This is a genomic window from Aeromonas sp. QDB20, from assembly GCF_027707805.1.
Taxonomy (GTDB): Bacteria; Pseudomonadota; Gammaproteobacteria; order Enterobacterales; family Aeromonadaceae; genus Aeromonas; species Aeromonas dhakensis.
Map to the genome: position 1 here is coordinate 174769 of NZ_JAPCJC010000006.1, position 16079 is coordinate 190847.

A 16079-nucleotide genomic window follows, 5' to 3' on the forward strand; every position below is an offset into this window, starting at 1 on the left:
ACCCCATCCGGCCCCGGCCGGATGGGGTCGCGTCAAGACGAGGACACTTTGAGCCGACACCTCTCGACCCTGAATCTGCATCTGGAACCCGCCGACAACCAGCGTCTCGCCAGTCTGTGCGGCCCGTTCGATGACAACATCAAACAGCTGGAGCGCCGCCTCGGCGTCGAGATCAGCTACCGCGACAACCACTTCCAGCTGCTGGGCAAACAGGCCCAGGTGGACGCGGCCGCCGTCATCATCAAGCACCTCTATGTGGAAACACAGCCGCTCAAGGGCGGCAAGGTGACCGACATCACCCCCGACATGGTCCATCTGGCCATTCAGGAGTCGCGGGTGCTGGAGCAGGATGACGAGCCGGCGCCGAGCATCCCCTACGGCAAGGAGGTGACGGTCAAGACCAAACGTGGCCTCATCAAGCCGCGCAGCCCCAATCAGGCCCAGTACATCGCCAATATCGTGCGCCACGACATCTGCTTCGGCATAGGCCCTGCAGGAACAGGCAAGACCTATCTGGCGGTGGCGGCGGCGGTGGATGCGCTGGAGCGCCAGGAGATCCGTCGCATCCTGCTGACCCGGCCGGCGGTGGAAGCGGGCGAGAAGCTCGGCTTCCTGCCCGGTGATCTCTCCCAGAAGGTGGATCCCTACCTGCGCCCGCTCTACGACGCCCTGTTCGAGATGCTGGGCTTTGAGCGGGTGGAGAAGCTGATGGAGCGCAACATCATCGAAGTGGCGCCGCTCGCCTACATGCGCGGCCGCACCCTCAATGACGCCTTCATCATCCTGGACGAAGCCCAGAACACCACCACCGAGCAGATGAAGATGTTCCTGACCCGCATCGGCTTCAACTCCAAGGCGGTGGTCACCGGTGACATCACCCAGATAGACCTGCCCCGCAACCAGAAATCGGGCCTGCGCCACGCGCTGGAAGTGCTGCAGAATGTCGACGGCCTGTCGTTCAACTTCTTCCAGTCCGCCGACGTGGTGCGCCACCCTGTGGTGGCCCGCATCGTGCAGGCCTACGAGGCGTTCGATGCCAAACAGGCGGCCGACAAAGTCGCCACCCACACCAGTAAAGAGAGTGCCCAATGAGCGTGACCCTGGATCTGCAACTGGCCAGTGCCAACACCGACGGCCTGCCGAGCGAGGCCCAGCTGCAGGGCTGGCTCGACGGCACCATTCTCGGCTTCCAGCAGGAGGCCGAAGTGACGGTGCGCATCGTCGACGAGGCGGAGAGCAACGAGCTCAACCTCACCTATCGCGGCAAGGACAAGCCCACCAACGTGCTCTCCTTCCCGTTCGAGGCACCACCCGGTCTGGAATTGCCGCTGCTCGGCGATCTGGTGATCTGCCGCCAGGTGGTGGAGCGCGAAGCCATCGAGCAGGGCAAGCCACTGATGGCCCACTGGGCCCATATGGTTGTGCACGGCAGTCTCCATCTGCTAGGTTATGACCATATCGAGGATGACGAGGCCGAAGAGATGGAAGCGCTCGAGCGCGACATCATGCAGGAGCTCGGTTTCGCCGATCCTTATCTGAACGACGAAGAGTAAACCGCGGGATGGTCATCGCCTTGAAACAGCCGATGCCCATCCTCATATAGCCACAACGATTTCAAGTGTGTTCATACGAGTAACCAAGAGAGAAAATGACCGACGATCACCCTAGTACCGGCTCGCCGAAGAAAACCTGGCTCGACAAACTCAGCCAACTCTTCCAGGGCGAGCCAAAAGACCGCAACGATTTGGTGGAAGTGATAGCCGACGCCGAAGAGCGCGATCTCATCGATCAGGACACCAAGGACATGATCGAGGGGGTGCTCGAAATTGCCGAGCTGCGCGTGCGCGACATCATGATCCCCCGCTCCCAGATGGTGACCATCGAGAAATCCCAGCCGGTGGACGAGATCCTGCCGGTGATCATCGAGTCGGGCCACTCCCGCTTCCCGGTGATCAACGAGGACAAGGATCACGTGGAGGGCATCTTGCTCGCCAAGGATCTGCTGCCGTTCGGGTTCGGCGGCCACCATGCCAGCGAGCCGCTGCAACTGGAGAATATCCTGCGCCCCACGGTGATCGTGCCCGAAAGCAAACGGGTCGACCGGCTGCTCAAGGAGTTTCGTGAAGAGCGCTACCACATGGCCATCGTGGTGGACGAGTTCGGCGGCGTCTCCGGTCTGGTGACCATCGAGGACATCCTTGAGCTCATCGTCGGCGAGATCGACGACGAATTCGACGACATCGAAGACGAGCCGGACGAGATCCGCCGCATCAGCAAACGGGTCTTCTCGGTGAGCGCCCTCACCGAGATCGAGGATTTCAACGACTTCTTCGGCACCCAGTTCAGCGATGAAGAGGTGGATACCGTCGGCGGTCTGGTGATGCACGCCTTCAGCCACCTGCCCAAGAAGGGCGAGGAGATCGAGCTGGACGGCTACCTGTTCAAGGTGATGCATGCCGACAAGCGTCGTCTGCAGCAGCTGCAGGTGAAGATCCCCGACAACCATGTCGCGGCCCAGTCCGAGGCCCAATAAGCCCTGGTTCGAGTCAACAGCGCCCCGCCCGTCGGGGCGCTGTTCGTTTGACCACATGCCCCCTGTTTCCCACCGGCTATCGGGCCCGTCATCACCCTTTTATCCCCTCGCTTCGGGCCATCGGCCGGGAGGCTCGCCGTTGACCGCCTTTACGGGTTAAGATACCGGCCATTCAACCCATAGCAGTCCAATCCGAGCCTCATCGCCCGTGAAATTACAGCCCGCAAAATCGAAACTTCTGACCAGCCTGTTTGCCATGGCCTCTGGCGCCATCGCCGTGCTGGCCTTCTCCCCATTCAACTACTGGCCGCTGGTGATCCCGTCCCTGCTCGGCCTCTACGCCCTGCTGGACAAGGCCACTCCCAAGCAGGCGGCCTGGCGCGGCTTTGGCTACGCCATGGGGCTGTTTTTGCCGGGGCTGTGGTGGATCCACGTCAGCATGACCATGTTCGGCGGCATCGCCCTGCCGGTCGCCTTCGTGCTACTGGCCGGGCTGTCGGCCTATCTGGCGCTCTATCCGACCCTGGCCTGCTGGCTGTTTGCCCGTTTCTTCCGCGAACGTCACTGGAGCCGCTGGCTGCTCGCCTTCCCGGCGCTCTGGCTGATGGCCGACTGGCTACGCGGCTGGGTGATGACCGGCTTCCCCTGGCTCTGGTTCGGCTACAGCCAGATCGACGGGCCGCTCAAGGGCTTTGCCCCCATCCTCGGCGTACAGGGCATCACCCTCGCGCTGTTGCTGACCGCCTCCGCCCTCTGGCTACTGTGGCAGAGCCGCAAGCCGGCCTGGCTGCTGGTGCCGGTGGCCCTGGTGGGCGCCGCCCAGGGGCTGATGCAGCTCAACTGGGTGACCCGCGGTGAACCGGTCAAGGTGGCGCTGGTGCAGGGCAACATCGAGCAGTCCCTCAAGTGGGATCCGGAGGCCCTGGTGCCGACGGTGCGCAAGTATCAGGATCTGAGCCGCGAGAATCAGGATGCCGACATCATCGTCTGGCCGGAATCCGCCATCCCGGCCATCGAGAAGGAGATGGGCAACTACCTGGAGAGCCTGGACAAGGCGATGAAGGTGAACGATACCGGCCTGCTGGCGGGGATCATCCACTACGATCTCGAGCAGCAGCGCTTCTTCAATACCGTGCTCGGCATGGGGGTGCAGGATGCGGAAGGCAAGGAGTCCTACTACTACCAGCACAAGAACCGCTACTACAAATATCACCTGCTGCCCATCGGCGAGTTCGTGCCGTTTGAAGATCTGCTGCGCCCCATCGCGCCCTTCTTCAACCTGCCCATGTCCTCCTTCAGCCGCGGGGACGAGGTACAGCCGAACCTGATCGCCAAGGGGCTCAAGTTTGCCGCCGCCATCTGCTACGAGATCATCTTCCCGGACGAGGTGCGCCGCAACGTACAGCCGGACACCGACTTCCTGCTGACCGTCTCCAACGACGCCTGGTTCGGCACCAGCATCGGTCCCTGGCAGCACATGGAGATCGCCCGCATGCGCGCCCTCGAGCTGGCCCGCCCGCTGCTGCGCGACACCAACACCGGCATCACCATAGTCACCGAGATCGACGGCAGCATCATCGCCCAGATCCCGCAGTTCGAGGCTGGCGTGCTGCGCACCGAGGTGCGTCCCGCCCACGGCGTGACTCCCTATCTGCGCTTTGGCAGCTGGCCCATGTACGGCATCGCCGCCCTGCTGCTAGCGCTGGGACTGGGGTTGCGTCCCCGCGCCCACCCCTGGGCGCGCAAGGGCTGACCCGCCCTGACGACATGAAAAGAGGCGCCCAGGGGCGCCTCTTTTTTGGCTTGGTAACTTCTGGCTGCTTAGGGAGAGAGCGGCTCACGGTGATACTCATCGGCCCCGCACTCGGGGCAGGTGCCTAGCTGTTCCGGGTGCAGCACGGTATGGCGCCACTCGCAGTGATCGCACACCAGCACCCCGAGCCCCACCCAGTCACCGGCCCGGTAGACCCCCTTGTGCTCCAGCTCGTCCGCCAGCTCCTGCCACTCCACCTGGGTGCGGTCGGTCACGTCCGCCAGCCAGGACCAGGCGGTGTCTTTGAGCGCCAGCATGAAGGCGGACTCCTCCACCTGCTCATCCTTGCGCCCCTCGTCATAGTTGCCCAGATCCCGCTTCACATACTCGGCGATCAGCGCCAGCTCGTCCTGGGTCAGATCCCCGGCCGCCTCCAGATAGGCCTGTACCTTGGCGATCATCCGGTTGAGGCGCTCCCCCTGGAACTGTTCTGTCTCTTGCCACTGCTTTTGCAGTTCGGCAATGAAGGCTTCGTACCCTTTTTGACGTTTGTCCATGGCCGTTACTCCTCTACTGAACCCTGATCGAGCCCGGCTTAAGGCCCGAGGGACGCTGGCGGTTGTTGCCGCCGCAGGATATGGGTATTCTATTGCGATTTCCCAGCTGATTTATCTATCCATTTCACAGATCCGGATGTCACCAATGCAAGAGCAATACGTTCCCCAATCCATAGAACCAGCAGTGCAAAAGCACTGGGATGCCAAGAAAACCTTCAAGGCGGTGGAGAAAGTAGACAAGGAAAAGTTCTACTGCCTCTCCATGTTCCCCTATCCGTCTGGTCGTCTACACATGGGGCACGTTCGCAACTACACCATAGGTGATGTGATCTCCCGTTATCAACGCCTCAATGGCAAGAACGTGCTGCAACCCATCGGTTGGGACGCCTTCGGCCTGCCGGCAGAAAATGCCGCCATCAAGAACAACACGGCGCCAGCGCCCTGGACCTACGAAAACATCGAATACATGAAGAACCAGCTGAAGATGCTGGGTCTGGGCTATGACTGGGATCGCGAGCTGGCCACCTGCAAGCCGGACTACTACCGCTGGGAGCAGTGGTTCTTCACCAAGCTCTACGAGAAGGGTCTGGTCTACAAGAAGACCTCCTCCGTCAACTGGTGCCCGAACGACATGACGGTGCTGGCCAACGAGCAAGTTGTCGACAACTGCTGCTGGCGCTGCGATACCCCGGTGGAGCAGAAAGAGATCCCCCAGTGGTTCATCAAGATCACCGACTACGCCGAAGAGCTGCTGAACGACATCGACAACCTGGAAGGTTGGCCTGAGATGGTCAAGACCATGCAGCGCAACTGGATTGGCCGCTCCGAAGGGGTCAACATCAGCTTCGCCATCGACGGTCAAACTGAACATCTCGAGGTCTACACCACCCGTCCGGACACCTTCATGGGCGTGACCTATGTGGGCATCGCCGCCGGCCACCCGCTGGCGCTGCAGGCTGCCGAAAGCAATCCGGAGCTGGCCGCCTTTATCGAAGAGTGCAAGAACACCAAGGTGGCCGAAGCCGAGCTCGCCACCATGGAGAAAAAGGGCATGGCCACCGGCCTCTACGCCATTCACCCGCTGGATGGCCGCAAGGTGCCGGTCTGGGTAGCCAACTTCGTGCTGATGAACTACGGCACCGGCGCCGTGATGGCAGTACCGGGTCACGACCTTCGTGACCACGAATTCGCCACCAAGTACGGCCTCGAGATCAAGCCGGTCATCAAGCAGGCCGACGGTGAAGCACCGAACGTGATCGAAGCCGCCTACGCCGAGAAGGGTGTGCTGTTCAACTCCGGCGAGTTCGACGGCCTGGACTTCCAGGGCGCTTTCGATGCCATCGCCAACAAGCTGGAAGCCCTGGGCCACGGCAAGCGCACCGTCAACTACCGTCTGCGCGACTGGGGTGTCTCCCGTCAGCGCTACTGGGGCGCCCCCATCCCCATGCTGACCCTGGCTGACGGCACAGTGGTGCCGACCCCGGAAGATCAGCTGCCGGTGCTGCTGCCGGAAGACGTGGTGATGGATGGCATCCAGAGCCCGATCAAGGCCGACGCCGAGTGGGCCAAAACCACCTACAACGGCCAGGAAGCGTTCCGCGAGACCGATACCTTCGACACCTTCATGGAGTCCTCCTGGTACTACGCCCGCTACTGCTCTCCGGACTACGACAAGGGCATGCTGGACCCGGCTGCTGCCAACCACTGGCTGCCGGTCGACCAGTACATCGGCGGCATCGAGCACGCCTGTATGCACCTGCTCTACGCCCGCTTCTTCCACAAGCTGCTGCGTGATGCGGGCCTGGTGAACAGCGACGAGCCGTTCAAGCGCCTGCTCTGCCAGGGCATGGTGCTGGCTGACGCCTTCTACTACAAGGACGAGAAGGGCGGCAACGTCTGGGTCAGCCCGCTCGACGTCAAGGTTGAGCGCGACGACAAGGGCCGCATCACCAAAGCGGTCGACCTCGAAGGCCGTGAAGTGATGCACTCCGGCATGACCAAGATGTCCAAGTCCAAGAACAACGGCATCGACCCGCAGCTGATGGTGGAGCGTTACGGCGCCGATACCGTCCGTCTGTTCATGATGTTCGCCTCCCCGGCCGAGATGACCCTGGAGTGGTCCGACTCTGGCGTAGAGGGTGCCCAGCGCTTCCTGCGCCGCCTGTGGCGCATCACCTTCGAGCACGTCTCTGGTGGCGCCGTTGCCGCTCTGGATCTGGCTGCTCTCACCAGCGACCAGAAAGCCGTGCGCCGCGAGCTGCACAAGACCATCGCCAAGGTGAGCGACGACGTGGGTCGCCGTCAGACCTTCAACACCGCCATCGCCGCCATCATGGAGCTGATGAACAACCTGGCCAAGCTGGGTAGCGACGCTCAGGATCGCGCCCTGATGCAGGAAGCGCTGGAAGCTGTGGTGGTCATGCTCTACCCCATCACCCCGCATATCGGCTTCGAGCTGTGGAAGATGCTGGGCAAGGGCGACGACATCGATCACGCGGCCTGGCCGGTGGCCGACGAGGCCGCCATGGTCGAGACCGAGAAGCTGGTAGTGGTGCAGATCAACGGCAAGATGCGCGGCAAGTTGACCGTGCCGGCCGAGATAAGCCAGGCCGACGTCGAGAAGCTGGCCATGGCCGATGCCTCGGTACAGAAGTTCACCGACGGCCTGACCGTGCGCAAGGTGATCTACGTGCCGGGCAAGCTGCTCAACATCGTAGCCAACTGATGCCATATCGCTTACTGGCAACCGGGTACCGGTTCGGGTCGACGCAACTGCGTCGCCAACGGAGCGGTTGCCAAGCGGTCACAGCAAACGGATGATAACGGCGGGCCCTGCGCCCGCCGCTCTTCACTTCATGCAAAGAGGATTTTCTATGGGCACCACCCTCACCCGCTGGATGGCCATCCTGCTGACCGGTCTGCTGCTGCAGGCTTGCGGCTTCCAGATGCGCGGCACCGCCATCCCGCCCGAGTTGATGACCATGAAGGTGGTCGGTGACAACAAGAGCGACTTCTACCGACTGGTCACCACCCGCCTCAAGGCCGCTGGCGTCGAACTCGCCGACAAGGAGGGCATTCCGGTGCTGACCCTGTCCGGCGTCGGCAGCACCAGTCAGGTCGCCTCCGTCGACTCCATCGGCCAGGCCCGTGAGTACGTGCTGGGCTACAACACCCAGTTCACCGTCTCCATGCCGGGCAAACCGACCCAGGTCTTCCCCATCGCCTTCAACCGCAGCTTCCTGAACAAGCCGGACGCGGCGCTCGCCTCCTCCCGCGAGCAGGAGCAGCTCGGCAAGGAGATGCAGGAGCAGGCCGCCAACCTGGTGATCCGCCAGCTCAGTCAGGTCAAATTCTGATGCGCCCATCCTGATGAGAGTGTGTTGATGAGAGTCTATCCCGAGCAGTTTTCGGATCATCTCAAGGCAGGGCTCAAGCCCTGCTATCTCATTTTTGGGGACGAGCCCCTGCTCAAGCTGGAAGCGATCGATGCCGTGCGCCAGGTGGCGCGCAAACAGGGCTTCGATGAGCGCCACAGCTTCGTGGTGGAACAGGGGCTGGACTGGAATCAGGTCTACGATGCCTGCCAGGCCATGAGCCTCTTCTCGGCCCGCCAGATCATCGAGCTGGAGCTGCCGGCCAAGGTCGACAAGGATCTGGCCGCCCGCATCAGCGAGATCGGCAAGCAGCTGCACCCCGACCTGCTGTTGGTACTGAGCGGCAATCGTCTCAACCAGACCCAGATGAAGGCAGCCTGGTTCGACAAGCTGAGCCAGAGCGGCACCTATGTGCCGGTCAACCACCCCGAGCCCCGCTTCTTCCCGCGCTGGATGAGCGCCCGCTTCCAGCGCTTCGGCCTCAAGGCGCTGCCGGATGCGGTCAACTTCATGTGCCACTCCTACGAGGGCAACCTGCTGGCCGCCAGCCAGGAGATAGAGAAGCTGACCCTGCTCTCGCCGCCCCAGCCCATCAGCGTCGCCTATCTGCAGGAGACCATTATCCGCCACGCCCACTTCACCCCGTTCCAGCTCATCGACACCCTGCTGGAAGGGAAGGTGAACCGGGCCCAGCGCATCCTGCTGGCCCTGCGCGCCGAAGGCACCGAGCCCGGCATGCTGGCCTGGTCTCTTTGTCGCGAGCTGGAGCAGCTGACCGAACTGGCGCTGGCGGCCCGCGCCGGTCAGCCCCTGGTGGAGCATTTCAGCCGCCTGCGCATCTGGCAGAGCCGCCAGCAGCTTATTCAGCAGGCGCTGACCCGGCTGCCCTTCGCCAAGCTGCAGCAGTTGTGGCAGCTGATGGCCCGCCTCGACGACGCCCAGCGTCGCTTTGATACCGAGCAGGCCTGGCTGATGCTGCAGACCATCGCCCTCGGTTTTCGCGATGGCACCCCCTTGCCGCTGGCGGGATCTGACGCATGAGCCAGCCCGTCGACATCCCGGCCATCACCGGAGGGGAGCCCATGCTGCAGCCGCCCATCGGCATCCTGGGGGGGACCTTCGATCCCATCCACATCGGCCATCTGCGCCCGGCCATCGAGGCCCGCGACGCCATTGGTCTGGCCGAAGTACGCCTGTTGCCGAACCATATCCCGCCCCACCGCGCCAATCCCTTCTGCTCGAGCGAGCAGCGTCTGGCCATGGTTGCGCTGGCAGCGGCGGAAAACCCGGGCTTCGTGGTGGATGAGCGGGAACTCAAGCGCGATACCCCCTCCTGGACCATCGACACGCTGATCGAGCTGAGGAGCGAGCTGCCGGACACTCCGCTCTGCTTTCTGATGGGGATGGATTCGCTGCTGAGCCTGCCGAGCTGGCACCGCTGGCAGGAGCTGCTCGATTACGCCCACCTGGTGGTGAGCACCCGTCCCGGCTGGCAGCCCGATTACCCGGCCGAAGTGGTCGCGCTGCTGACCCGCCACCAGGCCCGCGAAGTGGCGGAGCTGCACCGGCTGCGCCACGGCCGCATCTGGCTGGCGGACAACCTGCCCATCGAGCTGTCGGCCACCCGGCTCAGAGAGCGCTTGGCGGCGGGGGCGGATCCCCGCTATCTGCTGCCGCCATCGGTGGCGGAGTACATCCGCCAGCAGGGGCTCTATCGACCGGCCTGAACCCGGTTTGCCGGGGTGGTTGTCCGACGCGGATCGCGCACTATAGTGATCAACAGGGGGCCGTTTTCCGAGCGGGCACGGCCCCTGTTCCACTCCCCTTCACCGGACTGGGAAACGGGAGTGACCATGATATAATCCGCCGCCCTCACGCCGTGAAAGCGCGCCGGAATACAGGAGAGACTCATTGCAAGGCCAAGAACTGCATGCCTTTATCGTCGACAAGATCGATGACATGAAAGGCCGCGACATCATCACCCTCGATGTGCGCGGCAAATCCAGCATCACCGACACCATGATCATCTGCTCCGGCAACTCCAGCCGTCACGTCAGCGCCATCGCCCACCATCTGGCCAGCGAAGCTCGCCATGCCGGGCTCGATCTGCTGAGCGTGGAAGGCCAGCTCACCGGTGAGTGGGTGCTGGTGGATCTGGGCTCCGTCATCGTGCACGTGATGCAGGATGAGCATCGCGATTTCTATCAGCTGGAAAAACTCTGGAGCAACACCGCTCAGGTGAATGCGCAATAAACGAGCACAAGTGTAACGACCGATGAAAATCCAGTTGATTGCGGTGGGCACCAAGATGCCCGCCTGGGTAGAGCATGGCTTCGAAGAGTATCGCCGCCGTTTCCCCAAAGACATGCCATTCGAACTTGTCGAGATCGGCGCCGGAAAACGTGGTAAAAATGCCGACATTCCCCGCATTCTGCAAAAAGAGGGGGAAGCCATGCTGGCTGCCGCCGGCCGCTCGCGCATCGTGACCCTGGACATCCCCGGCAAACCCTGGACTACCGAGCAGCTGGCCGTGCAACTGGAAGCTTGGAAGCTCGATGGCCGCGACGTGGCCCTGCTGGTGGGCGGCCCGGAAGGGCTCTCCCCCGAGTGCAAGGCTGCCGCCGAGCAGAGCTGGTCGCTGTCGCCACTGACCCTGCCCCATCCTCTGGTGCGGGTGCTGGTGGCCGAGAGCCTCTATCGCGCCTGGAGTATCACAACCAATCATCCGTATCACAGAGAGTGAACCATGCGCTATTCCAGCATCACCCTCACATACCCATATCACAGAGCGTGAGCATGCACATCTGCACCCCGTTTCTCACCTGCTCGACAGTCATAAGGTAGCGGCATGCTGAAGACTCGCATCGAAATGCGCGACCACAGCGCCGAGGGTCGCCTCTTCTTCCGACGAACCCTGGTCGCCTACGTTGGCATGATAGTGCTGATGCTGGTGCTGCTGGGCAATCTCTACTACCTGCAAGTAGAGTCTTACGACACCTACCAGACCCGTTCCAACGACAACCGCATCCGCGTCGTGCCGGTGGCGCCGCCGCGCGGCCTCATCTATGACACCAACGGCGTGCTGCTGGCGGAAAACCGCCCTGTCTACAGCCTCGAGATCGTGCCGGAAGAGACCAAGGATCTGGAGAAGACCGCCGATGAGCTGATCGCCCTGCTGAAGCTGCCGGAGGGGACCAAGGAGAAGTTCCTGGCCGAGGTGAAACGCCAGCGCCGCTTCAAGCCGGTCGCCCTGTACGAGAAGCTGACCGAGTATCAGGTCGCCCTCTTCTCGGTCAACCAGCACAACTACCCGGGTGCCAGCATCGAGGCCTACCTCAAGCGCTACTACCCGTTTGGCGACACCCTCACCCATGCGCTGGGTTACGTGGCCAAGATCAACACCCGCGACGTGGAGCGCCTCGACAAGGAGGACAAGCTCGCCAACTATGCCGCCACCAAGGACATCGGCAAGCAGGGGGTGGAGAAGTACTACGAGGATCAGCTGCACGGCGTGGCGGGCTACCAGGAGGTCGAGGTGAACAACCGCGGCCGGGTGGTGCGCACCCTCAAGTTCCAGCCGCCCGAGCCCGGCAAGGACATCTACCTCAACATCGACATCCGCCTGCAGCTCAAGGCTCAGCAACTGCTGGCCGGCCGCCGCGGCGCCATCGTGATGATGGATCCCAATACCGGCGCCCTCCTGGCCATGGAGTCGAGCCCGAGCTATGACCCCAACCTGTTCGTGACCGGCATCTCCAGCGCCAACTACTCGGCGCTGCTCAACGATCCGGCCCGGCCGCTGGTGAACCGCACCACCCAGGGCATCTATGCCCCCGCCTCCACCGTCAAGCCCATGATGGCGGTGATGGGGCTCAACGAGGGGGCCATCACCCCCAACTACCGCTACTTCGGCGGCCCCAGCTTCTCCATCCCGGGCACCACCAAGAAGTTTCGCGACTGGCGCCGCTGGGGCCACGGCTGGCTCGACGTCTATCGCGCCATCGAGGTGTCGGCGGATACCTACTTCTACGATCTCGCCTACCGGGTCGGCATCGACAAGATCAACAGCTACATGACCAGGTTCGGCTTCGGCCAGTACAGCGGCGTCGATATCTACGAAGAGACCAAGGGGGTCATGCCGTCCCGCGACTGGAAGATGGCGCGCTGGCGCCAGCCCTGGTATCAGGGTGACACCATCTCCATCGGCATCGGCCAGGGCTACTGGAGCGCCACCCCGATCCAGCTGGCCAAGGCCATCAGCATCCTGACCCAGAACGGCCACGACGTGACGCCGCACCTGCTCAAGAGCACCGCCTCCATCGATGGCGTGGTCAACGCCCCCATCAACCCCAACATGGCCATCCAGACCAAGAGCGACAGCTACTGGCAGGTGGCCAAGGACGGCATGTGGCGGGTCATCAACGGCCACGAAGGGACCGGTCGGCGCGCCTTTGCCAACACCCCCTACAAGGCGGCAGGCAAGTCCGGTACCGCCCAGGTGGTGGGCCTCAAGGAGAACCAGGTCTACAACGCGGCTACCACCAAGGTGGAGCATCGCGACAACGCCCTGTTCGTCTCGTTCGCCCCGTTCGAAGCACCCAAGGCGGTGGTCGCCCTGGTGCTGGAGAACGCCGGGGGCGGCAGCGCCATGGCGGCGCCGGTCGCCCGCAACATGCTGGATGCCTATCTGCTGCCGCCGGAGCCCCAGCTGCCGCCGGCACCGGCCAAGAAGCCCCAATCCGAAGAGGTTGCCTCTCATGAGTAACTCCGCTCGCCAGCAGAGCATCTGGTACAAGCTGCACATCGACTTGCCGCTGCTGCTCGGCCTGCTGACCCTGATGTCCCTCTCCATGGTGGTGCTCTACTCCGCCTCCGGTCAGGACGTCGACTCCATCGTGCGCCAGCTGGTGCGCGGCGGACTGGCGTTCGCCCTGATGATCGGCATGGCCCAGCTGCCACCTTCTCTCTATGCCCGCTGGTCGGTGCCCCTGTTTGCGGTGGTGGTGCTGCTGCTCATCGCGGTGGACGTGTTCGGCCACATCGGCAAGGGGGCCCAGCGCTGGCTGGACCTCGGCTTCATGAAGTTCCAGCCCTCCGAGGTGATGAAGCTCTCCATGCCCATCATGGTGGCCGCCTGGCTCAGCCGTCATTCGCTGCCGCCCAAGTTCAGCCACCTGGTGCTGAGCCTCATCATGGTGCTGCTGCCCACCCTGCTGATCGCGGCCCAGCCCGACCTTGGCACCTCCATCCTGGTGGCCGCCTCCGGCTTCTTCGTGATCTTTCTGGCGGGGATCAGCTGGTGGCTCATCGGCCTCGCGGTGCTGCTCATCTGCGCCTTCATGCCGGTGCTCTGGTTCTTCCTGATGCACGACTACCAGCGCCAGCGGGTGCTGATGCTGCTGGACCCGGAGAAGGACCCGCTCGGTCGCGGCTACCACATCATCCAGTCCAAGATCGCCATCGGCTCCGGCGGCGTGTTCGGCAAGGGCTGGCTGCAGGGCACCCAGTCCCAGCTGGAGTTTTTACCAGAACGGCATACCGACTTTATCTTCGCGGTGTTCAGCGAGGAGTTTGGTCTGGTGGGGGTCGCCCTCCTGCTGGTGATCTACCTCTATATCATCAGCCGCTGCCTGTTTATCTCCATGCAGGCCCAGAACAGCTTCGAACGTCTGCTGGGCGGTGCCCTGACGCTGACCTTCTTCGTCTATGTGTTCGTCAACATGGGGATGGTGAGCGGCATCCTGCCCGTGGTGGGGGTCCCCCTGCCGCTGGTGAGCTACGGCGGCACCTCCATGGTGACCCTGATGGCCGGCTTCGGCATCCTGATGTCCATCCAGACCCACAGAAGGCTGCTGGCCTGATGCGACTGGCTGGTGTGTTGCTCTCGCTCGTTGCCCTGAACGCAACGGCGGCCGTCGAGCCCCCCGGGCTCGCCCGGCTCGCCGAGCAGCAGCAGGTGCCGCTGGCCGAGTTGCAGGCCGCCGCGGCCCAGGCCAGCCTGCGCCAGGAGGTGCTCGACACCATCAGCCGCCCCTGGGAGGCCAAACCCTGGCATCGCTACCGGCCGTTGTTCATCACCCCGGAGCGGATCCGGGACGGGGTCGGCTTCTGGCAACGCCACGCCGCCACCCTGGCGCGGGCCGAGCAGACCTATCAGGTGCCGGCCTCCCTCATCGTCGCCATCATCGGCATCGAGACCTTCTACGGCCGCCAGATGGGCCGTCATCCGGTACTCGACAGCCTCTACACCCTGGGCTTCCACTACCCCGAGCGGGCCGACTTCTTCGCCAAGGAGTTTGCCCAGCTGGTACTGCTTGCCCGGGAAGAGAAGTGGCCGCTCACCCTTCTCAAGGGCTCCTATGCCGGTGCCATGGGGATGGGTCAGTTCATGCCCTCCAGCTATCGCCACTACGCGGTCGACTTCGACGGCGACGGCAAGCGCGATCTGTTCGCCAATCCGGTGGATGCCATCGGCAGCGTCGCCAACTATTTTGCCGAGCATCAGTGGCGCTGGGGGGAGTCGGCGGTCGAACCCGCCTTGATCGGACTGGCGCCAGTGGGTACCCTGCTGGGGCCTGCCCCCGAGCTGACCCAGACCTGGGCCGAGCTGGCCGCCGCGGGCATTGAACTCGCCACCCCGCTGGCACCCGACACGCCGGTGAAACTGCTGGCATTGGAACAGGCCGATGGACCGGAATACTGGGTCGCGCGCCACAATTTTTACGTGATCACCCGCTATAACCGCAGCCCGCTCTATGCGATGGCGGTGCATCAACTCAGTCAAGCAATCCAGGACGCGTATGCATTACAGCCACAAACTTCTCCCGCTCAGCCTGACCTTGTTGCTGGCCGCCTGTAGCAGCCAGCCGGAACAGCTTCCCCCGCCTCCCGAACCGGTCCAGCCGGAAAAACCCCAGGTCATCGAGATCCCTCAGGCCACCGGCGCCATCCCGCGTCCCGAGCCCCTGAGCGCCAGCGGCAACCGTGACTACTGGATAGGCAAGCAGAAGAACGAGGTGTGGCGCGACATCAAGCACTACAGCGAAGAAGGCACAGCCAGCTGGCTCTCCCAGGATCTGGACGGCCAGAAGACCGCCAACGGCGACGTGCAGGACAGCAAGCTGTTCAGCGCCGCCCACCGCAACCTGCCGCTGCCAAGCTATGTGCGGGTCACCAACCTGGACAACGGACAGGAGACCATAGTGCGGGTCAACGATCGCGGCCCCTTCGGCAGCGATCGGCTGATCGACCTCTCCCATGCCGCCGCCAAGCAGCTGGGGATGGTGGAAGGGGGCGAGGCGCGGGTGCGGCTCGAGCTCATCAACGACACCCCGGATCAGATGGTGCTCATGGCCCCCATGAAGCCCATCGAGATGACGCCGACCACCCCGGCCGCCAAGGCCCCCGTCGCTCAGGACGGCTTCGTCGGCCAACCCACCGAGCTGGCCATGGCCACGCCGGCGGCAGAAGAGCCGGCCTCCGTCAAGGCGCCGGTCACCAAACCTGCCAAACCGGCAGCGGCCAAGACGGCGGCGCCCGCCAGCAGCGGCGAGGGCAAGATGATCCAGGTGCTGGCCAGCGGGTCGCAGGCACGGGCGGAGGCGATGGGCAAGGTGATGACCCAGCGTCACGGCCTGCCCTATCGGGTGGACGCCCATGGTGCCATCTTCCGGGTGCTGATCGGCCCCGTGCCTGCCGACCAGCAGGCCGCCACCCTGGAGAAAGTGCGCCAGGGGGGGCTGGAGCAAGCCTTCATCGTCCCCTGAGCGTCTCAGGCTCAAGCTGACCGAACCGCCCTCTGTGGCCCGCCATCACGTCGTTTCCCGGCGTGATGGCGGCAACGGAGGGAGAAAAAACCAGAC

At 63.5% G+C, this 16079-nt stretch carries 15 protein-coding genes; 14 read left to right on the forward strand and 1 reads right to left on the reverse strand.

Annotation, left to right across the window (positions count from 1 at the left end):
* The first annotated feature begins 48 nt into the window (after window positions 1-48).
* The 4 genes from PG897_RS09950 (at window position 49) to lnt (ending at window position 4286) form a co-directional block, all read left to right on the forward strand.
* On the forward strand, window positions 49-1092 hold the full coding sequence (locus tag PG897_RS09950) for a PhoH family protein (protein ID WP_010633155.1): 1044 nt from the start codon (window positions 49-51) through the stop codon (window positions 1090-1092).
* The gene (gene ybeY, locus PG897_RS09955) at window positions 1089-1553 is read left to right on the forward strand and encodes an rRNA maturation RNase YbeY (RefSeq protein WP_017787985.1); all 465 of its coding nucleotides are present in this window, start codon (window positions 1089-1091) and stop codon (window positions 1551-1553) included. Before PG897_RS09950 ends, ybeY begins: the two co-directional genes overlap by 4 nt.
* A gap of 95 nt (window positions 1554-1648) precedes the next feature.
* Window positions 1649-2533 (forward strand): CNNM family magnesium/cobalt transport protein CorC, encoded by an 885-nt coding sequence (gene corC, locus PG897_RS09960; RefSeq protein WP_005298259.1) that lies wholly within the window; start codon window positions 1649-1651, stop codon window positions 2531-2533.
* 256 nt (window positions 2534-2789) lie between these two features.
* On the forward strand, window positions 2790-4286 hold the full coding sequence (gene lnt, locus PG897_RS09965) for an apolipoprotein N-acyltransferase (protein WP_236660699.1): 1497 nt from the start codon (window positions 2790-2792) through the stop codon (window positions 4284-4286).
* 68 nt (window positions 4287-4354) lie between these two features.
* Here lnt and PG897_RS09970 read toward each other — a convergent pair whose 3' ends face one another.
* A complete protein-coding gene (locus tag PG897_RS09970; protein WP_005298255.1) occupies window positions 4355-4843 on the reverse strand; it encodes a zinc ribbon-containing protein in 489 nt (162 codons plus the stop codon).
* A 145-nt stretch (window positions 4844-4988) separates the two neighbouring features.
* Here PG897_RS09970 and leuS point away from each other — a divergent pair, with 145 nt between their 5' ends.
* The 10 genes from leuS (at window position 4989) to PG897_RS10020 (ending at window position 15983) form a co-directional block, all read left to right on the forward strand.
* Window positions 4989-7568 carry a leucine--tRNA ligase gene (gene leuS / locus PG897_RS09975; protein WP_025201275.1) on the forward strand — a complete coding sequence of 860 codons (2580 nt, stop codon included), beginning with the start codon at window positions 4989-4991 and terminating at the stop codon, window positions 7566-7568.
* 148 nt (window positions 7569-7716) lie between these two features.
* Window positions 7717-8199 (forward strand): LPS-assembly lipoprotein LptE, encoded by a 483-nt coding sequence (locus PG897_RS09980; protein ID WP_005298250.1) that lies wholly within the window; start codon window positions 7717-7719, stop codon window positions 8197-8199.
* A 27-nt stretch (window positions 8200-8226) separates the two neighbouring features.
* Window positions 8227-9258, forward strand: a complete 1032-nt coding sequence (gene holA / locus PG897_RS09985) for a DNA polymerase III subunit delta (protein WP_201885155.1) — start codon at window positions 8227-8229, stop codon at window positions 9256-9258.
* Between the two features lie 41 nt (window positions 9259-9299).
* A complete protein-coding gene (nadD, locus tag PG897_RS09990) occupies window positions 9300-9944 on the forward strand; it encodes a nicotinate-nucleotide adenylyltransferase (RefSeq protein ID WP_201885192.1) in 645 nt (214 codons plus the stop codon).
* Window positions 9945-10128: 184 nt separating this feature from the next.
* Window positions 10129-10470, forward strand: a complete 342-nt coding sequence (rsfS, locus tag PG897_RS09995; RefSeq protein ID WP_005298244.1) for a ribosome silencing factor — start codon at window positions 10129-10131, stop codon at window positions 10468-10470.
* 22 nt (window positions 10471-10492) lie between these two features.
* Complete coding sequence (rlmH, locus tag PG897_RS10000; protein WP_005298242.1) at window positions 10493-10960, forward strand: 23S rRNA (pseudouridine(1915)-N(3))-methyltransferase RlmH; 468 nt, start codon at window positions 10493-10495, stop codon at window positions 10958-10960.
* Window positions 10961-11065: 105 nt separating this feature from the next.
* Window positions 11066-12982 carry a penicillin-binding protein 2 gene (gene mrdA / locus PG897_RS10005; RefSeq protein WP_017765125.1) on the forward strand — a complete coding sequence of 639 codons (1917 nt, stop codon included), beginning with the start codon at window positions 11066-11068 and terminating at the stop codon, window positions 12980-12982.
* The gene (gene rodA / locus PG897_RS10010; protein WP_005298235.1) at window positions 12975-14078 is read left to right on the forward strand and encodes a rod shape-determining protein RodA; all 1104 of its coding nucleotides are present in this window, start codon (window positions 12975-12977) and stop codon (window positions 14076-14078) included. Before mrdA ends, rodA begins: the two co-directional genes overlap by 8 nt.
* On the forward strand, window positions 14078-15076 hold the full coding sequence (mltB, locus tag PG897_RS10015; RefSeq protein WP_201885154.1) for a lytic murein transglycosylase B: 999 nt from the start codon (window positions 14078-14080) through the stop codon (window positions 15074-15076). The genes rodA and mltB overlap by 1 nt, the downstream gene beginning before the upstream one ends.
* Complete coding sequence (locus PG897_RS10020; RefSeq protein WP_201881625.1) at window positions 15018-15983, forward strand: septal ring lytic transglycosylase RlpA family protein; 966 nt, start codon at window positions 15018-15020, stop codon at window positions 15981-15983. Before mltB ends, PG897_RS10020 begins: the two co-directional genes overlap by 59 nt.
* Window positions 15984-16079 lie beyond the last annotated feature (96 nt).

Excerpts from the sequence above, each read along its gene's own strand:
- rlmH (WP_005298242.1), top strand. The coding sequence starts at position 10,493 with ATGAAAATCCAGTTGATTGCGGTGGGCACCAAGATGCCCGCCTGGGTA.
- PG897_RS09980 (WP_005298250.1), top strand. The coding sequence starts at position 7,717 with ATGGGCACCACCCTCACCCGCTGGATGGCCATCCTGCTGACCGGTCTG.
- rodA (WP_005298235.1), top strand. The coding sequence starts at position 12,975 with ATGAGTAACTCCGCTCGCCAGCAGAGCATCTGGTACAAGCTGCACATC.
- ybeY (WP_017787985.1), top strand. The coding sequence starts at position 1,089 with ATGAGCGTGACCCTGGATCTGCAACTGGCCAGTGCCAACACCGACGGC.
- leuS (WP_025201275.1), top strand. The coding sequence starts at position 4,989 with ATGCAAGAGCAATACGTTCCCCAATCCATAGAACCAGCAGTGCAAAAG.
- lnt (WP_236660699.1), top strand. The coding sequence starts at position 2,790 with ATGGCCTCTGGCGCCATCGCCGTGCTGGCCTTCTCCCCATTCAACTAC.
- mrdA (WP_017765125.1), top strand. The coding sequence starts at position 11,066 with ATGCTGAAGACTCGCATCGAAATGCGCGACCACAGCGCCGAGGGTCGC.
- PG897_RS09970 (WP_005298255.1), bottom strand. The coding sequence starts at position 4,843 with ATGGACAAACGTCAAAAAGGGTACGAAGCCTTCATTGCCGAACTGCAA.
- mltB (WP_201885154.1), top strand. The coding sequence starts at position 14,078 with ATGCGACTGGCTGGTGTGTTGCTCTCGCTCGTTGCCCTGAACGCAACG.
- PG897_RS10020 (WP_201881625.1), top strand. The coding sequence starts at position 15,018 with ATGCATTACAGCCACAAACTTCTCCCGCTCAGCCTGACCTTGTTGCTG.
- holA (WP_201885155.1), top strand. The coding sequence starts at position 8,227 with ATGAGAGTCTATCCCGAGCAGTTTTCGGATCATCTCAAGGCAGGGCTC.
- corC (WP_005298259.1), top strand. The coding sequence starts at position 1,649 with ATGACCGACGATCACCCTAGTACCGGCTCGCCGAAGAAAACCTGGCTC.
- nadD (WP_201885192.1), top strand. The coding sequence starts at position 9,300 with ATGCTGCAGCCGCCCATCGGCATCCTGGGGGGGACCTTCGATCCCATC.